Genomic DNA, 18,075 nt, shown 5'->3' with positions numbered 1-18,075 from the left:
TGCGCCCATGACAGACGGTTTCGAAGAAGCGTGGTCGCTCGCCGAACCCGTCAAGGGCTGGATGACGCGGGATCAGGGCCTTGCCTTGTGGAACGCGGCATCCCGCCTGGAAAAGGGCGACCTCATCGTCGAAATCGGCAGCCACCAGGGCCGTTCGACGATCGTGCTCGCCAGCGCCGCCCGCACGGTCGGCGCGCGGGTGGTCGCGGTCGACCCGTTCGTCGACGGACGGCTGTTCGGCGGATCCCCGACCCGCCAACGGTTCGAGACGAACCTCAAGAACGCGGGCGTCGAAGACGTCGTGGAACTCGTGGCGGAGTACAGCACGAGACTGCGTCCTCTGTGGGACCGTCCGATCCAGCTGCTCTACATCGACGGCAAGCACGACTACTGGACCTACACCGACGACCTGCGCTGGTCGACGAACTTGCACGACGGTAAGGAAATCCTGGTCCACGACTGCTTTTCCTCGATCGGTGTCACCTTGGGCACGATCGCGAAAGTCCTCTTCGGACGGCGCTACACCTATCTCGACCGCGCGACGTCGATGGCCCGATTCCGGCTCACGCCGCCGTCGGCGAAGGACAGGCTGCGCGTGATCGCCCAGTTGCCGTGGTTCCTGCGCAACGTCGGCATCAAGATCCTGCTGCGGCTGCGGTTGGCGCCCGTGGCGAAGATCTTCGGGCACGACAGCCCGTACGACCCTTACTGAGTGAGCGGCCTGCCGACGTCGACCTTCGCGAGACAGACGGGAGAACCCTTGGCCGACAGCTGGAAACCGATCTTGTCGAACAGGCCCTCGATCGGCAGGTACATCGTGTGCAGGCCGGGCTGGAACCACACCGGCACGCGCACCCCGTCGCGGTCCACGACCCCCTCGCCGCCGTCCGAGGTGAAGTAGTCGATCCGCAGCAGGTGACGGCCGAGAACGGGCGTGTCCAACGGAACCCGGACCAGCTGCTCGCCGACGGTGTACCCGCAGCCCGAGACGGGACCGGGCAAGCCGCGGGAAATCGTTTCCACGCCGGTGATCGTCTTCGCGGTGCCCGAATCGTCCAAAAGGGACATCCGGCTGGTCGGCTGGTCGAACTGGAACCCCGGGATCAGGCCAACCACCCGTGAAGCGCGGGCGTTCTCACCGAACCAGCCGTGCAGGATGTCGTTCGGCACCGTCGTGTCGTACAGGACGAGATCGGGGTCCCGCTCGATCGAAGCGCGCGCGTTGGCGAGGAACTCCCGGGAATGTTCGAACCGCGATCCCGGCGCCAGCCGGGAAAAGCCCACGGCGGAACTCGCGATCAGAGCGAGGCACAGCACCAGCGCCACCGGGCGTTTCGCCGGGGACGGCACGGGATCCGAAAGCCTGTCGAACGGTTTGGGTTCCAGGAAGGCGAAGGCGAGACACAGCACGACGACGAGCGTCAGATCGGCGACGTAGCGAGGATCGCTGCCCAGCTCTGGTCCGACCTCGGTGAGCCGGGTGGCAGCCGAAAGCCCGATGTCCGCCACGAACACCAGACCCAGCAGGACCCACGCCTTCTTCGCCCGGAGACCGCCGACCCGGACCCCGGCGATCAGCACCGCGACGGCCACGAGCAGCAGCAGAATCCGCACCACGACCGGGGAAGCCGCGAACGTCGCGCCGGGCCCCGGCCCCGACCAAGGCCCGCCCGCCAGCCCCGGCACCAAGGTGTCGCCGAGCATCCGCGCGGTCATGTCCGCGACCGTCCCGACGGTGACCGGACCGCCGCCTTGTCCGACCTGGCTCGTGGTCAAGGTAAGGAAGACGGCGGCGTAGCCGGCGAGCACGACGGCGAAAACACCCATGAGCACGACGTGACGGCGCAGGGAAACCCCGAGTAGCACGGTGATCCCGGCGACCAGCACCGGGATGAAGACCGCCTTTTCGTAGAAAGCCAAGCCGAAAACGGTCCAGGCCACGGTGGCGATCGCCCAGCGACCACCGTCGGCGAGATACCGGACGTGCGCGTGCAGGGCGGCGGTGGCCGCCAGGAGCACGGGTGCGATCTGGATGGCGTACGCCCACCACAACGTCGGGACGAGCAGCAACGTCGACGTGGTGAACATCGTGAACGGGACGAGAATCCCCCAACGGCGTCCGAAACAGCGCACCAGGACCGCCCACAGCAACACCGAGGCCGCCACCTGCATCGCCAGGACCGGTGCCATCAGCACGGCGAAGTTCAGCGGAGCCCACGCCGTCAGCAGGTCGGCGAGCAGGAATCCGCCCGGCGCGAGATGGCCGTGGTAGTCCTGGAAGAAGTAGCCGAAGTCGAACGGGCCCGCCTTCGCGGCGTGGTACGTGATGACGAAGTCGTCTTGCGCGAGGCTGCCACGCAGCGCGGCCCAAGCGTGCAGGACGAACGGGATCACGCCGGCGACGATCGCGGCGATCGTGACCGGCGAAGGTCTCTTCCCCCGGACAACCACGTCTTTCCTCAATTCTTGCAGGTCGGCGGCTGGCACATGATCTTGCTCAGCGCCTGGTAGAAGACGTCCGAGATCTTCCGCGGATCGGGGGTGGTGAACGAATCCCCGCCGGTGGCGGTGGAGACCTGTCGCAGCTCGGACGCGTCGATGTCCGGCCCGATGCCGATCCCGATGACGGGCAACGGTTTCCTCGGGTCCTGGAGCTTGCCCAGCTCTTCCAATAGCCGCGGCAACCCGAGTGTGTCGCTGTCCTCGTTGCGGCCGTCGGTGAGGACGACGACCAGGTTGATGCGGCCGGGTTTCCAGTTCTGCCTGGCGTTCTGGTACGCGGCGAGGATCGAATCGTAGAGCCCGGTCGCCCCACCGGGTTTCGGCCGCACCGCCTGCAGCTGCTCCACGCCGCCCGAGGTCGTCTGTTCGGCGATCGTCTTCATCGGCAACAGGACCCGGTAGTCCTTGTCACCGTCCAATTTGGTCGAGAACAGCCACAATCCCAGTTCCGTGGTGGGTTTGAACAGCCCGAGGCCCTGCGTCGCGGCCTGCAGGGTGAGTTCCATCCGGCTCTTCCCCGTACCCGGCACCGCGGCGGCCATCGAACCGGAGACGTCGAGCAGCACCTGGACCCGGGCGCTCAGGTTCGTCCCCGCCCAAGCCTGCAGGGCGGCGTACAGATCCGTCACGGGTGGTGCGCCGGGCGGATGCGGCGCCGGGTCGGTCCGGCTGTCCTGCGCCCTCGGAACGGCGAAGTGACCATTGGGCGCGCGGAATCCCGCGTTGGCGAAGGTCGCGGCGGCGAGCGGATCGAGCAGCAGCCGCAGAAAACGCTCCGCAGCTGTCCTCGACGCCTCCGAAGCCTTGGGCAGCACGACATACGGGTAGTCGAACCCCTGCACCGGGACACCCGGGTACGCCGCCACGAGGTTCCTGGCGAGGACGGACTGTTCGGTCGCGGGGAAGGCGGCCGGGAATCGGCCGGGCGCGGGATTCAGCTTCCGCATGGCGGCGGTGAAGGCGGCGGCCGGATCGGGCGCCTTCCCGGTCAGTTTCCGGAGGCCGAGCAACGTGGAGATGCCCAGCGGATCCCGGGCCGGGTCCGGCATCCCGACCGGGGAATCGTCGAGGATCTCCTGCCAGGCGGGAGTATTCCCCGGCCAGCCGAACCGCCGCGCGGTCTCGTCGGGAAGTCCCAGTACCACCGGGGAATTCGCCACCGATTGACCGGATTCCGGGAGGTTCCACGCACCCGCGTCCCTGGCCTGCGACAACATCGTGCTCGACTCGGGGACCCAGACGTCGGGCCCGCCGGAGGTGGTGGTCCCGAGCAGGTCGGCGGTCTTGGCCGACTCGCTCGCGGTCACGTTGACACTGAAGCATTCTTCCTGCGGCACTGTCGCCGCGAGCCGCGTGAGCACCGGCGCCACGTCGGGCGCGGCGGTGATCTCGACCGACGTCAGCGCGTCACAACCGTTGCCCGCCAACCGGGCCCGGAGATAGTCGACGCCCCACCAGGCGCCGAGCGCGATCACCAGCAACAGGCTCAAGACGACGACGGGCGCGGTGAAACGCCCTCCACGCCTCGGGCCAACCTGCATGTGCCTGCCTCCGAGGTGCGGGGTGAGGACCTGGGATGTTGCCCAATCCGCCCGCGCACGTCAACCCTCGGGTAACTTAGCGCCCCTCGCTACGGCAAACGGCCTAGCCGAAGTACCGTCCGGCCCCGATGTGGGCACCGGCCGACTGCCACCAGCCGGCGTCGCCTGTCGAATCGATCCCGTCCGCGATCACCGTCGCGCCCGCGATGTTCGCGGTCTCGATGAGGTTCCGCAGCGAACGTTCCGCCAGCGGTTCCGTTCGTCGCTCGGCCAGCCGGGGCGCGATCCGGACCATCCGCACGGGCACGTCCACGAGGCAGACGACGTCACCGGCGACCCCGAAGTCCTGCAGTTCGGCGTCCACCCCGATCTCGGCGAGGAGATGCAGGTTGTCGACGGTCTCCCCCAGTTCGGCGAGTACGGCACCGGCGGGGAAGCCCAGCCGCAGCCGCGACGGCCCGAGACCGGTGGTTGTGAGCACGTTCCGCACCGACCCGACGAGATCGGGATCCGCGGCCTGATGTGGGGTCAGGCCCACGACCATCGGGAGCCTGTCGTCCGACTCCTCGCAGGCGGTGCGGATGAGCCATTCGCCGAGGGGCACGATGAGACCGGTCTCGTTGGCGAAGCGGACGCAGGTGTCGTGGCCGATCCGGCCGTGGCGGGGGTGGTTCCACGCGAGCCGCGCCTCGATGCCCGCGGGCCTGCTGTCCGCCAGCCAGGTCAGCGGCCGGAAACTGACCTCGATCTCGCCGGTCTCCCAGGCGCCCGCCATGGAGACGGCCAGGCCGAACTCGTGCCGTTCCCTGGTGTCGAGGGCGGAATCGGATAGCGCCCACTGCCGGTAGCCGTTGGACTGCGCCCGGCGCAGCGTCATGTCGGAGACGCGCAGCAGCTCGTTCGGCGCGATGTCCCTCGGCGGCCGGTGCACGACCCCGACGCACGCCGAAACCGCTACCCCGCTGCCGCCTTCGAGGTAGACCGGTTCGGACAGTTCCTGGTTGATCATGCCGATGACGGTGGCGACGTCCGGGCTGGTGGCGGTGTTCTGGATGAGGATGCCGAATTCGTCGCCGCCGATCCTGGCGACGAGCGCGTCCTCGCCGCCGACGACGGCCCGCAGCTTCGCGGCGACGTTCTTCAGCAGGTCGTCGCTCTGTTTCTGGCCGAGGCCGCCGGCGATCAGGGAGAAGCCGTCGAGGTCGAGGTGGTAGACCGTGACGCCGAAGGCCGGGTCTGCGTGCCGCAGCGCCCGCTCCAGGCTGGTGCCGAAGAACTGCCGGTTCGGCAGGCCGGTCAGCGGGTCGTGCAGGGCTTGGCGGCTCAGTTGCCGCTGGAGCAAGGAGACGTCGGTGTCGCCGTCGACCAGGGTGATCAGCTGCTGGGCTTCGCCCGCCGGATCGCGGATGACGGCGCCGGTGAACCCGGCCCACGTCGGTTCCTCGTCGTCGGTGACGAGTCTTCGCGACAGCTCCAGCCGCTGACTCTCGCCTTCGAGGAGCTTCCGGTAGCCCTCGCGCAGGCCTTCGGCGTCGTCCGGATGGACCAGGTCGTAGAGGTTGAGCCCGATCAGATCGGCGACGGGCCGGTTGAGCATGTCTGCGAACGCCGGGTTCACCCGCTGGACGCGGCCGTCCACCCTGGTGACGGCCACCCCTGTCGCCGATCCGGTGAACAGCTGCTCGAAACGCGCCTGCGTGAGCACCAGTTCACGCCGGGTCTCGCGTTCGAGGGTGACCAGGGTGCGGCTCAGATCCTCTTGCTGCGTCTGGATGCTCTCGCGCAAGGCCTCGCCGTAGCCGGACGCGAGCGCGCCGAGCACCTGCAACACCCGTTCGGGGAGCGACTTCACGCTCCGCAACTCCGGCTCGTGCAAGAGCCCCTTGCCGAGTACCTCCATCGTGCGACGCAGGCTGTCCGGCCCGACGCACCTGAGCGCGACGAGCCGCGCGCCGGCCTCGGTGGCCTGCGCGGGTTCGGCGTCGTCATTCAGCATCGCCGCGAAGACCTCGTCCAGCAGAGCCGAGAAATGCTCTTCGATCTGGGCGTGGGTGTACGGAAGATACGCCGTACCGGTGACCAGGTACGCCCACTTGCGAGCGAGCGTGGCCCGGGTCGGGGCGGCGTTCTTCCGCTTCGGCGACGCGGAGGATGAAGTTCTCTTCGGGGCGTCCGGCGATACGGAGAACTCATCGCCGTTCGGAAGTGGGGCAGTCACGTCCGCCGGTCCTGGGGTCGTTTTCGTATTCCGTGGTGGAGGAACATCCTCCACGATTCTCTGGCCATACTCACGGTTTACCGGTCACCCAATCGGGTGATAACCCTAAGGTACTGCGACACCGATCTTATCCCTCAGCCAATCGCGCGTGGCGTCCCGGTACAGGGACGCGTTGCGGTGTAGTGCCAACGAATGTCCGGCACCGGGCAGAACAAACGTGGAAAGTTCGGCCTCGGGCCGGTAGTACGGCGCTTCCGCCGGACGCAGCGCCGCCCCGCTCGAGCAGTCCCGGAGCGCGAACAAACCGCAGAACAGGATGTCCTTTTCCCCGACAGCCTGGAAAACCGGCACCCGGATCGCTTTCGTCGCGGGCAGCACGATGCCGAACACGGCGACGGTCCCCATTCCCGGGACCGAAACCTGATCCTTGGTCGCCTCGTCGGCGGCAATGACCTGTGGGTCGGAATCTTCCGTCGCGTAGAACAGTCCGGCGCGCGCCCCCGGTTTCGTCGTGAAATAAAGCGGATCACTGCCGAGCGAACCGAGCCTGTCGTCCGCGAACGCGGGCTGCAGGCCGAAAAGCACTCCGAGGGTCAAGGCGGGCACCGACGGCAGATGCGTCATCCCGCTGAGGATCACGCCGTCGACGTCCTGATAGGTCGACGCCTCGGCCGCGACGATGCCCGAACCGACCGAATGCCCGACGATCACGACCTTCCCGAACGGCGTGCCGCCGACCCTTCCCGCACGCAGATGGCCGATCACCTCGTGCATCGAGCGCGCCAGCACCGGCAGCAGGAGCGGGAGGCTGAGCGGTTTGCTGCTCCCGCCCGAACCGAGCTGATCAGCGGCGAACGTCGCGTAACCGTGCTTCGCCATGTCGCGCTGGTACGAGTAGCGATCCGGGTCGTAGGGCAGGTCCCAGTAGGCGCTGTTGTAAGTGCCGCCGTGCACCAGCAGCTGGACGGCCTCGGGCGTCGGGCCGTCGGGCAGGCAGAACCGGCCGTGCACCGTGGCCGGTTCGCCGAGCGGGCCGGTGACCGGCAGATCCAGGTCGGCACAACGGATCTCGACGGCCGCCGCCGGGGCGGCGACCAGGAAACCACCGAGGAGCGCGCAGCAGGCGGCCACCGCGGTGGCCAATTTGAGCGGCATTCTCACAGAACCCTCTCCGGAATCGGGACGCTCGGAAGGAGCACGAACCCTACACCTGGTAACCGAACGCTCACCGACCGCCTGATTCTCTCGGGACCACGGTCATCGGCAGCCGGTTCGGCTGCATCGTCGCTTTGATCTTGGGAAAGACCTTCACCCCTGGTAGCGGTTCCAGCCGCCACCGCGCGCCGATCGTCGCCGCGACCAAGGCGATCTCCGTCGGGGCGAACTGGTGGCCCGGGCACAGCCGGGCGCCGGCGCCGAACGGGATGAAGGCGCCCTTCGGCAGCTCGGCGGCGCGCTCCGGTTCCCAGCGATCCGGGTCGAACCGTTCGGGTTCGGGGAACCAGCGCGGATCGCGATGCAGCGTGTGCTGGCTGACCGCGACCTCGGTGCCGGCGGGAATCCGCACACCGCCGAGTTCGACGTCCTCCCGCGCGCGCCGCATCAGGATCACCGGCGGGGTCCGGCGGACGACCTCGTTGATGATCCGCTGCGTGTAGACCAGGCGCGGCAGGTGTTCGAACCGCGCGGGCCCGCCGTCCAGCACCTCGTCGACCTCGGCGTGGAACCTGCGCTCGACGTCCGGCCGCGCCCCGATCTCGTGGAAGAACCACGCCAGCGCGACGGCGGTGGTCTCGGCGCCGGTGGTGAGGATCGTGATGACCTCGTCCGCCACCTGACGGTCGGTCATCTTCTCGCCGGTCTCGTCGTCCTCGGCCAGCAACAACATCGACAGCAGATCGCCCTGGTCGCCGCCCTTCTCACGCGCTTTGAGGACGGCGTCGCCGATGACCCGCCGCAGCCGCGCGGCCGCGGCGTCGAACTCGCGGTTCGCCGGGATCGGCAGCCGCTCCACGAACTTCGGCGAGAAGGCCCGGACCATGACGTACTTCAGCATGATCGGGATCGACCGCTGGATTTCGGCGAGCGCTTCGTCGCCGAGTTCGGTGGAGAACAGCGTGCGCCCGGAGATGGTCAGCGCGAGATCCTGCATCCGCCGGTCGAACTCGACCACCTCGCCCGGTAGCCACGAATCGGCGAGGTCCACGGCGAGCGTCGTCATCGTCGTCTCGGCGTAGAGCGCGATGCGGCTTCGCTGGAAGGCGGGCAGCATCATCCGCCGTTGCCGCTGGTTGAAGGCGCCGTTGGAGGTCGCGAGCCCGTCGCCGAACAGCGGCCGCATCTTGTCGAACACGATGCCTTTGTCGAACTTCCCCGCCTCGACGGCGAGCAGCCGCCAAGCCAGTTCCGGGGTGGTGACGAGATACACCGGCATCGGGCCGAAGTCGAGCCGGACGACGTCGCCGTGCGATCGCAGTGACGACAGCAGTTTCACCGGGTCGCGGAGCATCGGCACGGTGTGCCCCAGCACCGGCCACCGGCCCGGTGCGACGGCGACCTCCGGAATTGGTGCCATCGTGCTCGTCTCCCGGTGCCTAGGCCGCTGAACCCGGTCACCTTAGGACCGCCGGGCCGCGGACGGGGTTCCGTGGCCGCACATCCACACGATCGGACGATGGCAGCCCGGTCCCGAGCGCCCGCTAGACTCCTGTGCCCCAAGGGATCCCCAACCGAACGGCGGCGACGACGGTGACTTCGAACCTGAGCTGGGTACCCCCCGAGGTCGACACGACCGTGCCGAATCCCGCCCGGGTCTACGACTACTGGCTCAACGGCGACCACAACTTCCAGGCCGACCGCGACCTTGGCGAACAGATCCTGAAGATCATGCCGGGGATCCGCGACGCGGCCCGGCTCAACCGTGCCTTCCTGCGGCGCGCCGCGCTGCACATGGTGGAGGCGGGGGTGCGGCAGTTCCTCGACATCGGCTCCGGGATCCCGACGGTCGGCAACCTCCACGAGATCGTCCAGCAGATCGACCCGGCGTGCCGGGTCGTCTACGTCGACCGCGAATCGGTCGCCGTTGCGCACGCCAAACTGCTGCTGCGCGGCAACGACCGGTGCGCGGCGATCCAGGCCGACCTCCGCGACACCAATGACATCCTCGACGCGCCCGAAACCAGGGAACTGCTGGACCTCGACCAGCCGATCGGGCTGTTCATGTTGCTGCTGCTGCATTTCGTGCCCGACTCCTGGGATCCGCACGCGATCCTGGCCCGCTACCGGGAACGCATCGCCCCCGGCAGTTTCCTCGCCCTCTCTCACGTCGCCGCCGACGCGGACTCGAGCGGCCTCGACGAAGCCATCGAGGCGTACAAAAGCACCCAGAACGATCCCATCCCCAGGACCCACGACCAGGTGCTTTCGTTCTTCGAGGGCTTCGACGTCGTCGAGCCCGGCGTCGTCGGCTGCGCGATGTGGAACCCGCAAGGGGCGGGCGACATGTCCAACGATCCGGAGATCAACTCGCTGCCGTACGCCGGGATGGGCCGGAAACCCTGAGCCCCCACCCTCGATGTCATGAAAGGGTCGTTCAGGACACATTTCGTCCTGAACGACCCTTTCATGACACTCCCGCTACTGCTGAGCAGGTCTCACCGTCAGCTTCGCAGTAGGGCCTTTGCGTCGTGACCTGAACTGGCCTCGGGGAGCCGCCCGCGACTTCGACTGTCCACAAGGGACAGCATCTCTCGTTGAAGCGCCCGGTTTGACTGCTTTGCGCGACTCGGCAACGGGGTCGTGAGCGAGAAGTCGCGTTAGAACGACACTTGCCACTCACGACCACGCCGCCCGACACCTCGTAGCCACCCCTGACGTCGCGAAAGCCACTTCCGCGACATCAGACGTCCCGAAAGTGGCTTTCGCGACACCCGAAGACAACCCGCAGCCGAACGACCCGACCTGACGCCTCCACAGTCCAGACCCGCACGCCGCGAAGAAGGTGTCCTGAACGACCCTTTCATGACACCCCCGGGATCAGGGCAGCACGTCGGTGACGGTGTCCTTGATGACCTGCCACCTGCCGTGCTCGCGCACCAGCGTCAGGCTGATCGTGTAGTGCCGGTCGATGTTCTGCGACGGCACCTTGTAGTAGGCGTCGAGGATCGCGTAGCCCATCGAGCAGTTCTCGACGACGGTGTGGGTCACCGTCCACGGCATGCTGTACTCGTACGGAAGCTTGAACTGCACGTCGACCACCGGCTCCACGTTGGCCTCGTAGCCGATGAACAGCTGCCCCTTGCGGCCGATGGTGACCATGTTCCGGTGGATGATCGCCCGGTAGCGGGCCTCGTCGCGTTTGTTGTAGCTGTCCATGTCCTCCCAGACGGCGCGGTCGAACGCGCGCTGACAGGACTGCCGTTCGTTCTCGGCCCGCTGGTCGCTCGCCGCCGCCGCGGGAACGCCGATTCCCGCCGCCGCCACGACCAGCCCGGCCAACGCCGCGTAATACCGCTTGCGCATAGGGTTCTCCTCATCACGTCCCGTACTCCGTCCACCGGAAGATTCCCCGGACGGCGCATCACAGCTGCATCACTTCCGCACCGGCACGGGCGCCGGGCCGGTTAACCTCACGGGAGGGGGTGCGATGGAGTTCCGGATCTTGGGGCCGGTGCAGTGCCGGAACGGCGCACGCCCACTGAAGCTGGCGGGCTCACGGCAGGAGCGCATCCTGGCCGCGCTGCTGCTCGGCGCCGATCGTGTCGTCTCGGTCTCACGGCTGGTGGACGTCGTCTGGGACGAGGACCCGCCCGCCACGGCCATTCGCCAGATCCGCAACCTCACCACGGCGCTGAAGCGCGCCCTTCTCGCCGAGGGCGCCACCGAGGACGTCTTGACCGCCGAAGGGCCCGGTTTCGTGCTGCGCCCGGGCATTTTCGACCTTCGTTCGTTCGAGGAGCACGTCTCGCGCGGCGAGTTCCGCGAGGCGCTCGGCTGCTGGCGCGGTCCCGCACTGTCCGGTGTGGACAGTATGGCTTTGCGCGGCGAGGCCGACGAACTCGACGAGCGCCGTCTGTCCATTATGGAACGTTGCCTCGACGAAGAAATCGCCGCCGGGGAGGATCCTGTCGCCGAGCTGACGGCTCTGGTCGCCGAGCACCCGTTCCGCGAGGCGTTCACCGGACTGCTCATGCGCGCGCTGCACCAGCAGGGCAGACAGGCCGACGCGCTGAACGTCTACCGGCAGGCGCGGACGCGGCTGGTGGACGAACTCGGGATCGACCCCGGCCCGAAGTCGCGCGAGCTGTACGAGCGCATCCTCCGCGACGAGCCGGAGTACGGCAAGGTCCGCTGCTTCCTCCCTTACGACGTCCCGGATTTCACCGGCCGGGAGGACGAGATCCGCCGCCTCCTCGACGCCGTCCGGCTCGGGCGCCCGGTGGCTGTCGACGGGATGGCCGGTGTCGGCAAAACCTCGCTCGCCGTCCACGCCGCGCATCGGCTCGCCGCCGATTTCCCCGACGGGCAACTGTTCCTGGACCTGCACGGCCATTCCCCGGCCCGCGAGCCGCTCACCCCCGAAGCCGCGCTCGAAGCCCTGCTCGGGCAGCTGGACATCCCGGCGAGCAGGCTCCCCGGCGGCGTGGACCGGCGGGCCGAGCTCTGGCGGACGAGAACCGCGGGCCGCTCACTGCTCGTGGTGCTCGACAACGCCGCGAGCGCCGGACAGGTGCGACCGCTCCTGCCCGGTTCGGCCACGGTCGCCCTCGTGGTCACCGGCAGGCGGCGCCTGGCCGCCGTCGACGGTGCCGCGTCGATCAGTCTCGAAGTCCTGCCGGACGAACAGGCGGGTGCCCTGTTCGCGGCGGCGTCGGGCAGGCCGGACTCCGGAGTGGCCGCGTTGTGCGGGAATCTGCCGCTGGCGATCCGGATCGCGGCCGCCCGGCTGCAGAATCGTCCACAGTGGACTGTGCAGACGCTCGCCGAGCGGCTGGGTTCCGAACACGACCGGCTGGCCGAGCTCAAGGTCGCCGGGCGCGACCTGGCCGCGGCGTTCGCCCTGTCCTATCGGGAGCTCGATGCGGCGCAGCAGCGCATGTTCCGCCTGCTGGGACGGAATCCCGGTGCCGATATCGGGGTGCCCGCGGCGGCCGCGCTGGCCGGGACCGGCGAGCACGAGGCTGAAAGCCTGTTGGAGGACCTGCTCGACGCCCACCTGCTCCGGCAGCCCGCGCTGGGCCGGTACTCGTTCCACGACCTGATCGCCGAACACGCCCGCAACGCCGCACGCGACGAAGAATCGGTTCCGGCGGTGGGCAGGCTCCTCGATCACTACCGCGACGGCGGCGACTCCGGCTGGTACGCGGCCGAACGGGCCAACCTGGTCGCGGTCACCCGCCACGCCCTCGGCACCGGTCGCGACGACCACGCCTGGCGGATCGCCGCGGACACCGCGGACCACCTCCGGGAAAGCGGGCACCTCGACGAACTGCTCGCCGTGGCGCGGACCGGGATCACCGCGGCCCGCCGGATCGGCGACCCGCACGCGATCCAGCTGAGCCTGGCGAGCCTCACCCTGGCCTGCTGGGAGAACGGGCGGCTCACCGAGGGAATGGACTGCGCCCTGGAGCGGCTGGCCGTCGTCCGCGCCTCCGGCGACCGCGCGGCCGAGGCGATCGCGCTGTCCAGGGCAGGCGCCCTGCACGGCATGCTCGGTCACTACCCCGAGGCGATCCGGTTCTATCGTGACGGCCTCGCCGTCGCGGACGAGACCGCCGATGCCACGCTCTGGACCAATCTCAGCAACGCGCAGGAGGTCCTCGGCAGGCTGGACGACGCGCTGGTCTCCGCGCGGAAGGCGGTGGCGCTGCGCGAGGATCAGCACGGCATGGTCCTGAGTTCGGCCCAGCTCGGACTGGTCCTCGCCCGGCTCGGCCGGTTCGAGGAGGCCTTCGAGGTCACCAGCCGTTCGATCGCCGTTTCGCAGGACCTCGGCTACTTGTTCGGCGAGGCGTGGAGCCGGATCGACCACGCCGACGCCCTGCTGCTCGCCCACCGGCCCGGCGAGGCGCGTGAGCAGGCAGAACGCGCTTGCGAGATCCTCACCCGGCTGAACCATCCACTGCTGCTGGCCATGGCGGCCAACAGCCTGGGCACCGCTTGCCTCGCGCTCGGCGAGACCTCGGCGGGGCTCCGGCAACATCGGCTCGCGCTCGAAACGGCGAGGCGGATCGGCTACCGGTTGCAGGAAGCCCGCGCGCTGGCCGGGATCGGGCAATCCCGTGCCGCACGGGACCTCTACGCCGCGATGGGCCTGCCCGCCGGACCGCTGAAGGTCGTCACCTGAGGAACTCGGTGAGCAGAACGCGCAAGGCGTCCGGCTGACGAAGGACGCCGTGGTCCTGCCCCTCGACAGTGGCGTGCCGGGCGCCGGGGATCGTGTCTGCGACAGCGCGGGCGCCGGCCCGCATCCAGGCGTCGCTCTCCCCGCCGTCCAAGACCAACGTGGGGACGGAGATCTTGGCCAGCCTGTCGGCGGGCAGCACGTTGCCGGGCCCGCACAGGGCGAGGTCGTAGGGCAGCGTGTGGGCGAGTCCGGCGAACCACGCCCAGAACGCGTCGTCCCGCATGCCCTTGACGACCTCGGCCGGCATGTTCGTCCCCTCGACCAGGAAGAGTTCCGCCGCGCCGTCACGGTCGCCGTCGGCGATCAGCGCCCGGACGCGGTCGAAGAGGTCGGCCGCGGGCCTGGCACGGCTGTCATCGACGACGTACGGCGGCTCGTACACGGCGAGGCTGGTCATGGCGACGCCCCTGGCGGCCGCCTCCAGCCCCAGCACGGCACCCGACGAGTGACCGAAGACCGCCGCCGAACCGCCCACGTGGTCGATCAGCGCGGCGAGATCCTCGACCTCGCGTTCCACCGAATAGACCGCGCCCGCGCCGCTGTCGCCCCGCCCGCGCCGGTCGTAGGCGAGCACGGTGAACTCCGGGGCCAGCGTCGCGGCGAGCCCGGCGACGGTCGTCCGGTCGTTGAACGCGCCGCCGACCAGGACCACCGGCGCGCCCTCGCCTGTCCGGTCGAAGGCGAGCAGGGTGCCGTCAGCCGAGTTCACGGTCTCGAACGAGGTGGTCATCAGGTCCTCCACGGGGTCGCTTCGACTTTAGCTTCGTCACTGGGTCGGAGCCGATGACCACCGCTCGACATCAGTTACGGAGATTCCCGAAGAACTCCCGGAGTTCGGTCACCACGTCGTCCGGGACGGCCATCGCGACCATGTGGCTCGGGCTCTCGTGATCCGCCCAGCGCACGAGGTCGTTCTTGCGCGAAGCGATCTTGCGCAGGGCGGACGGCCCGCCGTGCGAGACCCCTGTCGGCACCACCGTCTGGTCGATCGGCATCGCGGCCGCGCCTTCGTAGTACGGCCACAGCGAAGTGGCGCCGGTCCCGGTCAGCCAATACAGCGTCGCGTTGGTGAGCAGCAGATCGCGGTCGATCGGCTCGGCGGGCGCCACGCCTTCGGGCCAGCCGTCGAACTCCTTGAACCGTTCGACCAGGTAGGCCAGCTGCGCGACCGGCGAATCGAGGAAGCCGAAGCTCAGCGTCTGCGGCCGGTTCGTCAGGTACGGCGCGTAGCCGCTGCCACCCGCGAAGCGTTCCATCAACCCCGACAGGTCGGCCTGGTCCTGTTCGGTGAGCCCCTCGAAGTCGGCCGGATCGCCCATCGGCACGCCGAGCCCGGACGTGATGTGCGAGCCGATGACGTGCTCGGACGCGTGCACCGCCAGACAGGGCGTCACCAGCGCGCCGGCGTCGTTCCCGTGCGCGCCATAGCGTTCGTAGCCGAGACGGCTCATCAGCTCCGCCCACGTCCGCGCCACCCGCGCGATGTCCCACGCCCGCTCGTCGGCCGGCTCGGGGAACGGCGAGAAGCCGAAGCCCGGCAAGGACGGCGCGACGACATGGAAGGCGCGCGACGGGTCGAGGCCGTGGGCTCGCGGTTCGGTGAGCGGCCCCAGGACCTTCAGGAACTCGGCGATCGAGTTCGGCCAGCTGTGCGTCATGATCAGCGGGATCGCGTCCGGTTCCGGCGACCGGACGTGCAGGAAGTGCACGCGCTGTCCGTCGATCTCGGTGAGGTACTGCGGGAACTCGTTGAGCTGCTTCTCCCACTGGCGCCAGTCATAACCGTCTCGCCAGTACTCGGCCAGGTCCTTGAGATAGGCGACCGGGACGCCCCGGCTCCATTCGGCACCGGGCAGCGCCGACGGCCAGCGGATCCGCGCCAGCCTGTCGGTCAGGTCGTCCAAATCGGACTGCGGGATGTCGATGCGGAACTGCTCGATGTCGGTCATGGGCTGACCGTACGAGCCATTTAGGCCATTTCCTGGCCTAAATGGCTCGCATTCAGCCGACTAAATGCGGACGATCTGCGTCGCGCCGAAGGTGTCCTTCACCGGTACCTCGACGGTCTTCCGTCGCACGGTCACGCGCAGGACCTCTTGCCGCTGCGTCGGATCCGAGACGGCCAGCTGCCAACCGTTCCGGGTCCGCCCCAGCGCCACCGACGCCGGTCCGGACACCGACACCTCGTCGACCGAGCCGGCGGCGAAGAAGTTCGCCAGCAGCGTCGCGTCCCAGAGCCGGACCGCCTGCACGGTCACGGTGTTGGACCGCACGCGCCAGGCCCAGGCCGAGGCGATCGTCTCCAGCACCGACGCGGTGGGCAGGACGGCGTAGGCGTAGCTCGCGCCCGAAGGCTTGGACCCGTGCTCGATCACCAGCTTCTGGTAGCGCCGCGTGTACGGCACCGTGGTGCCCTTGGTGTTGGCGCCCTTGTCGACGTCTCGCCAGGTAGCCGTCCGGTCCTCGCGCAGCGCGGTCACCTCCGCGTCGTCGAGCAGGACGTACCCGCCGACCTTCTCCAGGTGCAGCCATCGCTTGCGCCGCAAGGATTCCGAGCCGCCGACGAGGTGGCCGCCGGCGAGCAGGACACCCGAGCCGTTCTCGCCGAGGTTGCGGTTCTCGATCGTGGTCCGGATCCGCTCACCGGAGGTATCGGTGATCCCGGCACCGAGGCACACCACGCCCGACGGCGTGAAGAACCACGACTTCTTCGCGGTCAACGTGCCGTCCTGCGAGACGAAGTCGAGGGCGTGCGCGCCGTGCCGCGCGTCCCAGCGAACTCCGCCGCAGTGATCCTTGCCGGTCAGCGGCACCTGCTCCAGCTTCGGGGTCGGACCGGTCTTGGTGGTGGTGCCCGGAAGCAGCTGTGGGTCGACGGTCGGCCAGTAGGCGTCGGTGAAGTGTCCCTTGGCCTCGGGCAGGAACAGGTACAGCGAACCGTCGCCGGTGTACCAGCCGTGCAGGTTCATGGAGTTGACCGACTCGTACCGCGAGATCCGTGTCGAGGCGACGCCGAGCGAGGCCGACCAGCCTTCGGTGACGTGCACCATCCGGTCCTGCTGGCCGAACACGCGGTGCGTCGCGACCGTCGGCGCCGGGCGGGTCCCGGTCGCCAGCAGCTCCTGCGCGAACTCGATGCCCGGGATGCCGACGAGGTCCGGGCCCGGCGCGAACCGTTCGGGGTCGGGGATCTTGAGGTACGGCGCGAAGGTGTCTTCGGTGATCCACTTCGCGGCGAGCCCGCCGAGCTCGTCCTTGTGCTTCCCGCTCGCCGAGCGCGCCAGCAGTACGACCGCGCCGGTGAGCTGATGCCCGATGTCGTGCGCGGATTCTCCCTGCCGGGAAAGGAACCGGCCGCGGACGGACTCCATCAGCGCGCCCGCGTACACGAACGGCGCGAACGTGTCGGAGACCAGCGCGTACGCCGCGTCGCGCACGTCGGGGGCCAGTTCGAACTCAGTGCCCTTGGTGACGTGGATGGCGGACGCGACGGCGGTGAGCAGGACGATCCCGTAGTGCCCGGGATACGGCACCGAATCGTGCTGGAGGAAGGAGCCGTCGGTGTGGAAGCCGTCACCGGCCGCGCGGTGGAGCTTGGCGATGACGCTCGCCGCTCCCCCGCCTTCGACGTCGGTGAACGCCCCGACACCGCGTTTGATCCGGTCCGCGTCGCCGAGCATCGCGCCGGAGACGATGGAGATCGTGGACTTGTCCGCGCGGTTGGCGCCGGTCTCGACGACGCTGGGGTTGTTCGTGCGGAGGTTCGGGTTGCCGGAGAACTTCAGCACCGGCTTCAGGTACTTGGCGAGCTCGTCCTGGGTCAGCTCGTCGGCGACGGTCGCGAGGATGTGCAGCAGGTAGAGCGGGATACCGATCTCGTAGGTGTACCAGTTCCCGATCTCGGCGGTCTTCTCGCTGTACTGATCGCTGGTGTACAGCAGTTCCAGCGCCGCCTTGATCCGGCCGAGCACGCCCTCGTCGCCCGCCAGCGCACCGCCCGGGGTGCCCCGATTGACCGCGATCGCGCGGAGCCGGGCGTACATCGACGTCGTGAAGTCGCTGCCCGGGCCGAGCGGGAGGTCCTTCCACAGTGGACCACCGTCGAGGATCATGCTGTCGTGATAGGACTTCGCGACCCTGTCCAGGTTCGCCAGCGCGACGGCGCGTTCCGCCGACGGCCGGTTGATCCCGGTCTGCAGTTCGCGGTAGCCGGTGACGATCGCGGACATGCCCGCCGGAACCGCGGACACGGGCTGGGCTGATGAAGTGCTCGAGAGAGCGGTCGTGAGCGCCACCGACGCGGCCGCCGCCACACCTCCCCGTAGTGCCGTTCTCCTGTCGACGTAACCGAATCCGGGCATGACAGTGCCTCCCAAGGGGGTCGAAAGACGGGAACTGGGGCGGCGGCG

General features: G+C 68.9%; 12 protein-coding genes. 3 read left to right on the top strand and 9 right to left on the bottom strand.

Features of this window, described 5'->3' with window-relative positions; translation table 11 throughout:
- Window positions 1-7: 7 nt before the first annotated feature.
- Entirely contained in the window at window positions 8-712 is a 705-nt protein-coding gene (locus tag ACFOSH_RS37170) for a class I SAM-dependent methyltransferase (RefSeq protein ID WP_378245206.1), read from the top strand.
- On the opposite strand, the gene ACFOSH_RS37165 is transcribed toward ACFOSH_RS37170, so the two are convergent.
- The 5 genes from ACFOSH_RS37165 to ACFOSH_RS37145 form a co-directional block, all read right to left on the bottom strand.
- Complete coding sequence (locus ACFOSH_RS37165) at window positions 706-2,451, bottom strand: hypothetical protein (protein ID WP_378245204.1); 1,746 nt, start codon at window positions 2,449-2,451, stop codon at window positions 706-708. The genes ACFOSH_RS37170 and ACFOSH_RS37165 overlap by 7 nt on opposite strands.
- An 8-nt stretch (window positions 2,452-2,459) precedes the next feature.
- Window positions 2,460-4,043 carry a substrate-binding and VWA domain-containing protein gene (locus tag ACFOSH_RS37160; RefSeq protein ID WP_378245202.1) on the bottom strand — a complete coding sequence of 528 codons (1,584 nt, stop codon included), beginning with the start codon at window positions 4,041-4,043 and terminating at the stop codon, window positions 2,460-2,462.
- Window positions 4,044-4,146: 103 nt separating this feature from the next.
- Entirely contained in the window at window positions 4,147-6,261 is a 2,115-nt protein-coding gene (locus ACFOSH_RS37155; protein WP_378245200.1) for an EAL domain-containing protein, read from the bottom strand.
- Between the two features lie 105 nt (window positions 6,262-6,366).
- A complete protein-coding gene (locus tag ACFOSH_RS37150; RefSeq protein ID WP_378245198.1) occupies window positions 6,367-7,416 on the bottom strand; it encodes an alpha/beta hydrolase in 1,050 nt (349 codons plus the stop codon).
- 70 nt (window positions 7,417-7,486) lie between these two features.
- Complete coding sequence (locus tag ACFOSH_RS37145) at window positions 7,487-8,836, bottom strand: cytochrome P450 (RefSeq protein WP_378245196.1); 1,350 nt, start codon at window positions 8,834-8,836, stop codon at window positions 7,487-7,489.
- Between the two features lie 173 nt (window positions 8,837-9,009).
- On the opposite strand from ACFOSH_RS37145, the gene ACFOSH_RS37140 reads away from it, so the two are divergent.
- Complete coding sequence (locus ACFOSH_RS37140; RefSeq protein WP_378245194.1) at window positions 9,010-9,822, top strand: SAM-dependent methyltransferase; 813 nt, start codon at window positions 9,010-9,012, stop codon at window positions 9,820-9,822.
- Between the two features lie 474 nt (window positions 9,823-10,296).
- Here ACFOSH_RS37140 and ACFOSH_RS37135 read toward each other — a convergent pair whose 3' ends face one another.
- Window positions 10,297-10,782, bottom strand: coding sequence for a hypothetical protein (locus tag ACFOSH_RS37135; protein ID WP_378245192.1), 486 nt, complete (start codon window positions 10,780-10,782; stop codon window positions 10,297-10,299).
- Window positions 10,783-10,906: 124 nt separating this feature from the next.
- On the opposite strand from ACFOSH_RS37135, the gene ACFOSH_RS37130 reads away from it, so the two are divergent.
- Complete coding sequence (locus tag ACFOSH_RS37130) at window positions 10,907-13,606, top strand: AfsR/SARP family transcriptional regulator (RefSeq protein ID WP_378245190.1); 2,700 nt, start codon at window positions 10,907-10,909, stop codon at window positions 13,604-13,606.
- Here ACFOSH_RS37130 and ACFOSH_RS37125 read toward each other — a convergent pair.
- The 3 genes from ACFOSH_RS37125 to ACFOSH_RS37115 form a co-directional block, all read right to left on the bottom strand.
- Complete coding sequence (locus tag ACFOSH_RS37125; protein ID WP_378245188.1) at window positions 13,599-14,396, bottom strand: alpha/beta fold hydrolase; 798 nt, start codon at window positions 14,394-14,396, stop codon at window positions 13,599-13,601. The genes ACFOSH_RS37130 and ACFOSH_RS37125 overlap by 8 nt on opposite strands.
- Before the next feature lie 70 nt (window positions 14,397-14,466).
- Window positions 14,467-15,615: an epoxide hydrolase family protein gene (locus ACFOSH_RS37120; protein ID WP_378245186.1), complete on the bottom strand. Its 1,149-nt coding sequence runs from the start codon at window positions 15,613-15,615 to the stop codon at window positions 14,467-14,469.
- Between the two features lie 60 nt (window positions 15,616-15,675).
- The gene (locus ACFOSH_RS37115; protein ID WP_378245184.1) at window positions 15,676-18,027 is read right to left on the bottom strand and encodes a polysaccharide lyase 8 family protein; all 2,352 of its coding nucleotides are present in this window, start codon (window positions 18,025-18,027) and stop codon (window positions 15,676-15,678) included.
- Window positions 18,028-18,075 lie beyond the last annotated feature (48 nt).

Source organism: Amycolatopsis speibonae (assembly GCF_042647925.1).
In the GTDB taxonomy this organism is placed as follows: domain Bacteria; phylum Actinomycetota; class Actinomycetes; order Mycobacteriales; family Pseudonocardiaceae; genus Amycolatopsis; species Amycolatopsis speibonae.
This window is presented reverse-complemented; position numbering and strand designations above follow the sequence as displayed.

Coding starts and splice junctions, on each gene's coding strand:
- ACFOSH_RS37170 (WP_378245206.1), top strand. CDS start 8: ATGACAGACGGTTTCGAAGAAGCGTGGTCGCTCGCCGAACCCGTCAAG.
- ACFOSH_RS37160 (WP_378245202.1), bottom strand. CDS start 4,043: ATGCAGGTTGGCCCGAGGCGTGGAGGGCGTTTCACCGCGCCCGTCGTC.
- ACFOSH_RS37150 (WP_378245198.1), bottom strand. CDS start 7,416: ATGCCGCTCAAATTGGCCACCGCGGTGGCCGCCTGCTGCGCGCTCCTC.
- ACFOSH_RS37145 (WP_378245196.1), bottom strand. CDS start 8,836: ATGGCACCAATTCCGGAGGTCGCCGTCGCACCGGGCCGGTGGCCGGTG.
- ACFOSH_RS37135 (WP_378245192.1), bottom strand. CDS start 10,782: ATGCGCAAGCGGTATTACGCGGCGTTGGCCGGGCTGGTCGTGGCGGCG.
- ACFOSH_RS37130 (WP_378245190.1), top strand. CDS start 10,907: ATGGAGTTCCGGATCTTGGGGCCGGTGCAGTGCCGGAACGGCGCACGC.
- ACFOSH_RS37125 (WP_378245188.1), bottom strand. CDS start 14,396: ATGACCACCTCGTTCGAGACCGTGAACTCGGCTGACGGCACCCTGCTC.
- ACFOSH_RS37120 (WP_378245186.1), bottom strand. CDS start 15,615: ATGACCGACATCGAGCAGTTCCGCATCGACATCCCGCAGTCCGATTTG.
- ACFOSH_RS37115 (WP_378245184.1), bottom strand. CDS start 18,027: ATGCCCGGATTCGGTTACGTCGACAGGAGAACGGCACTACGGGGAGGT.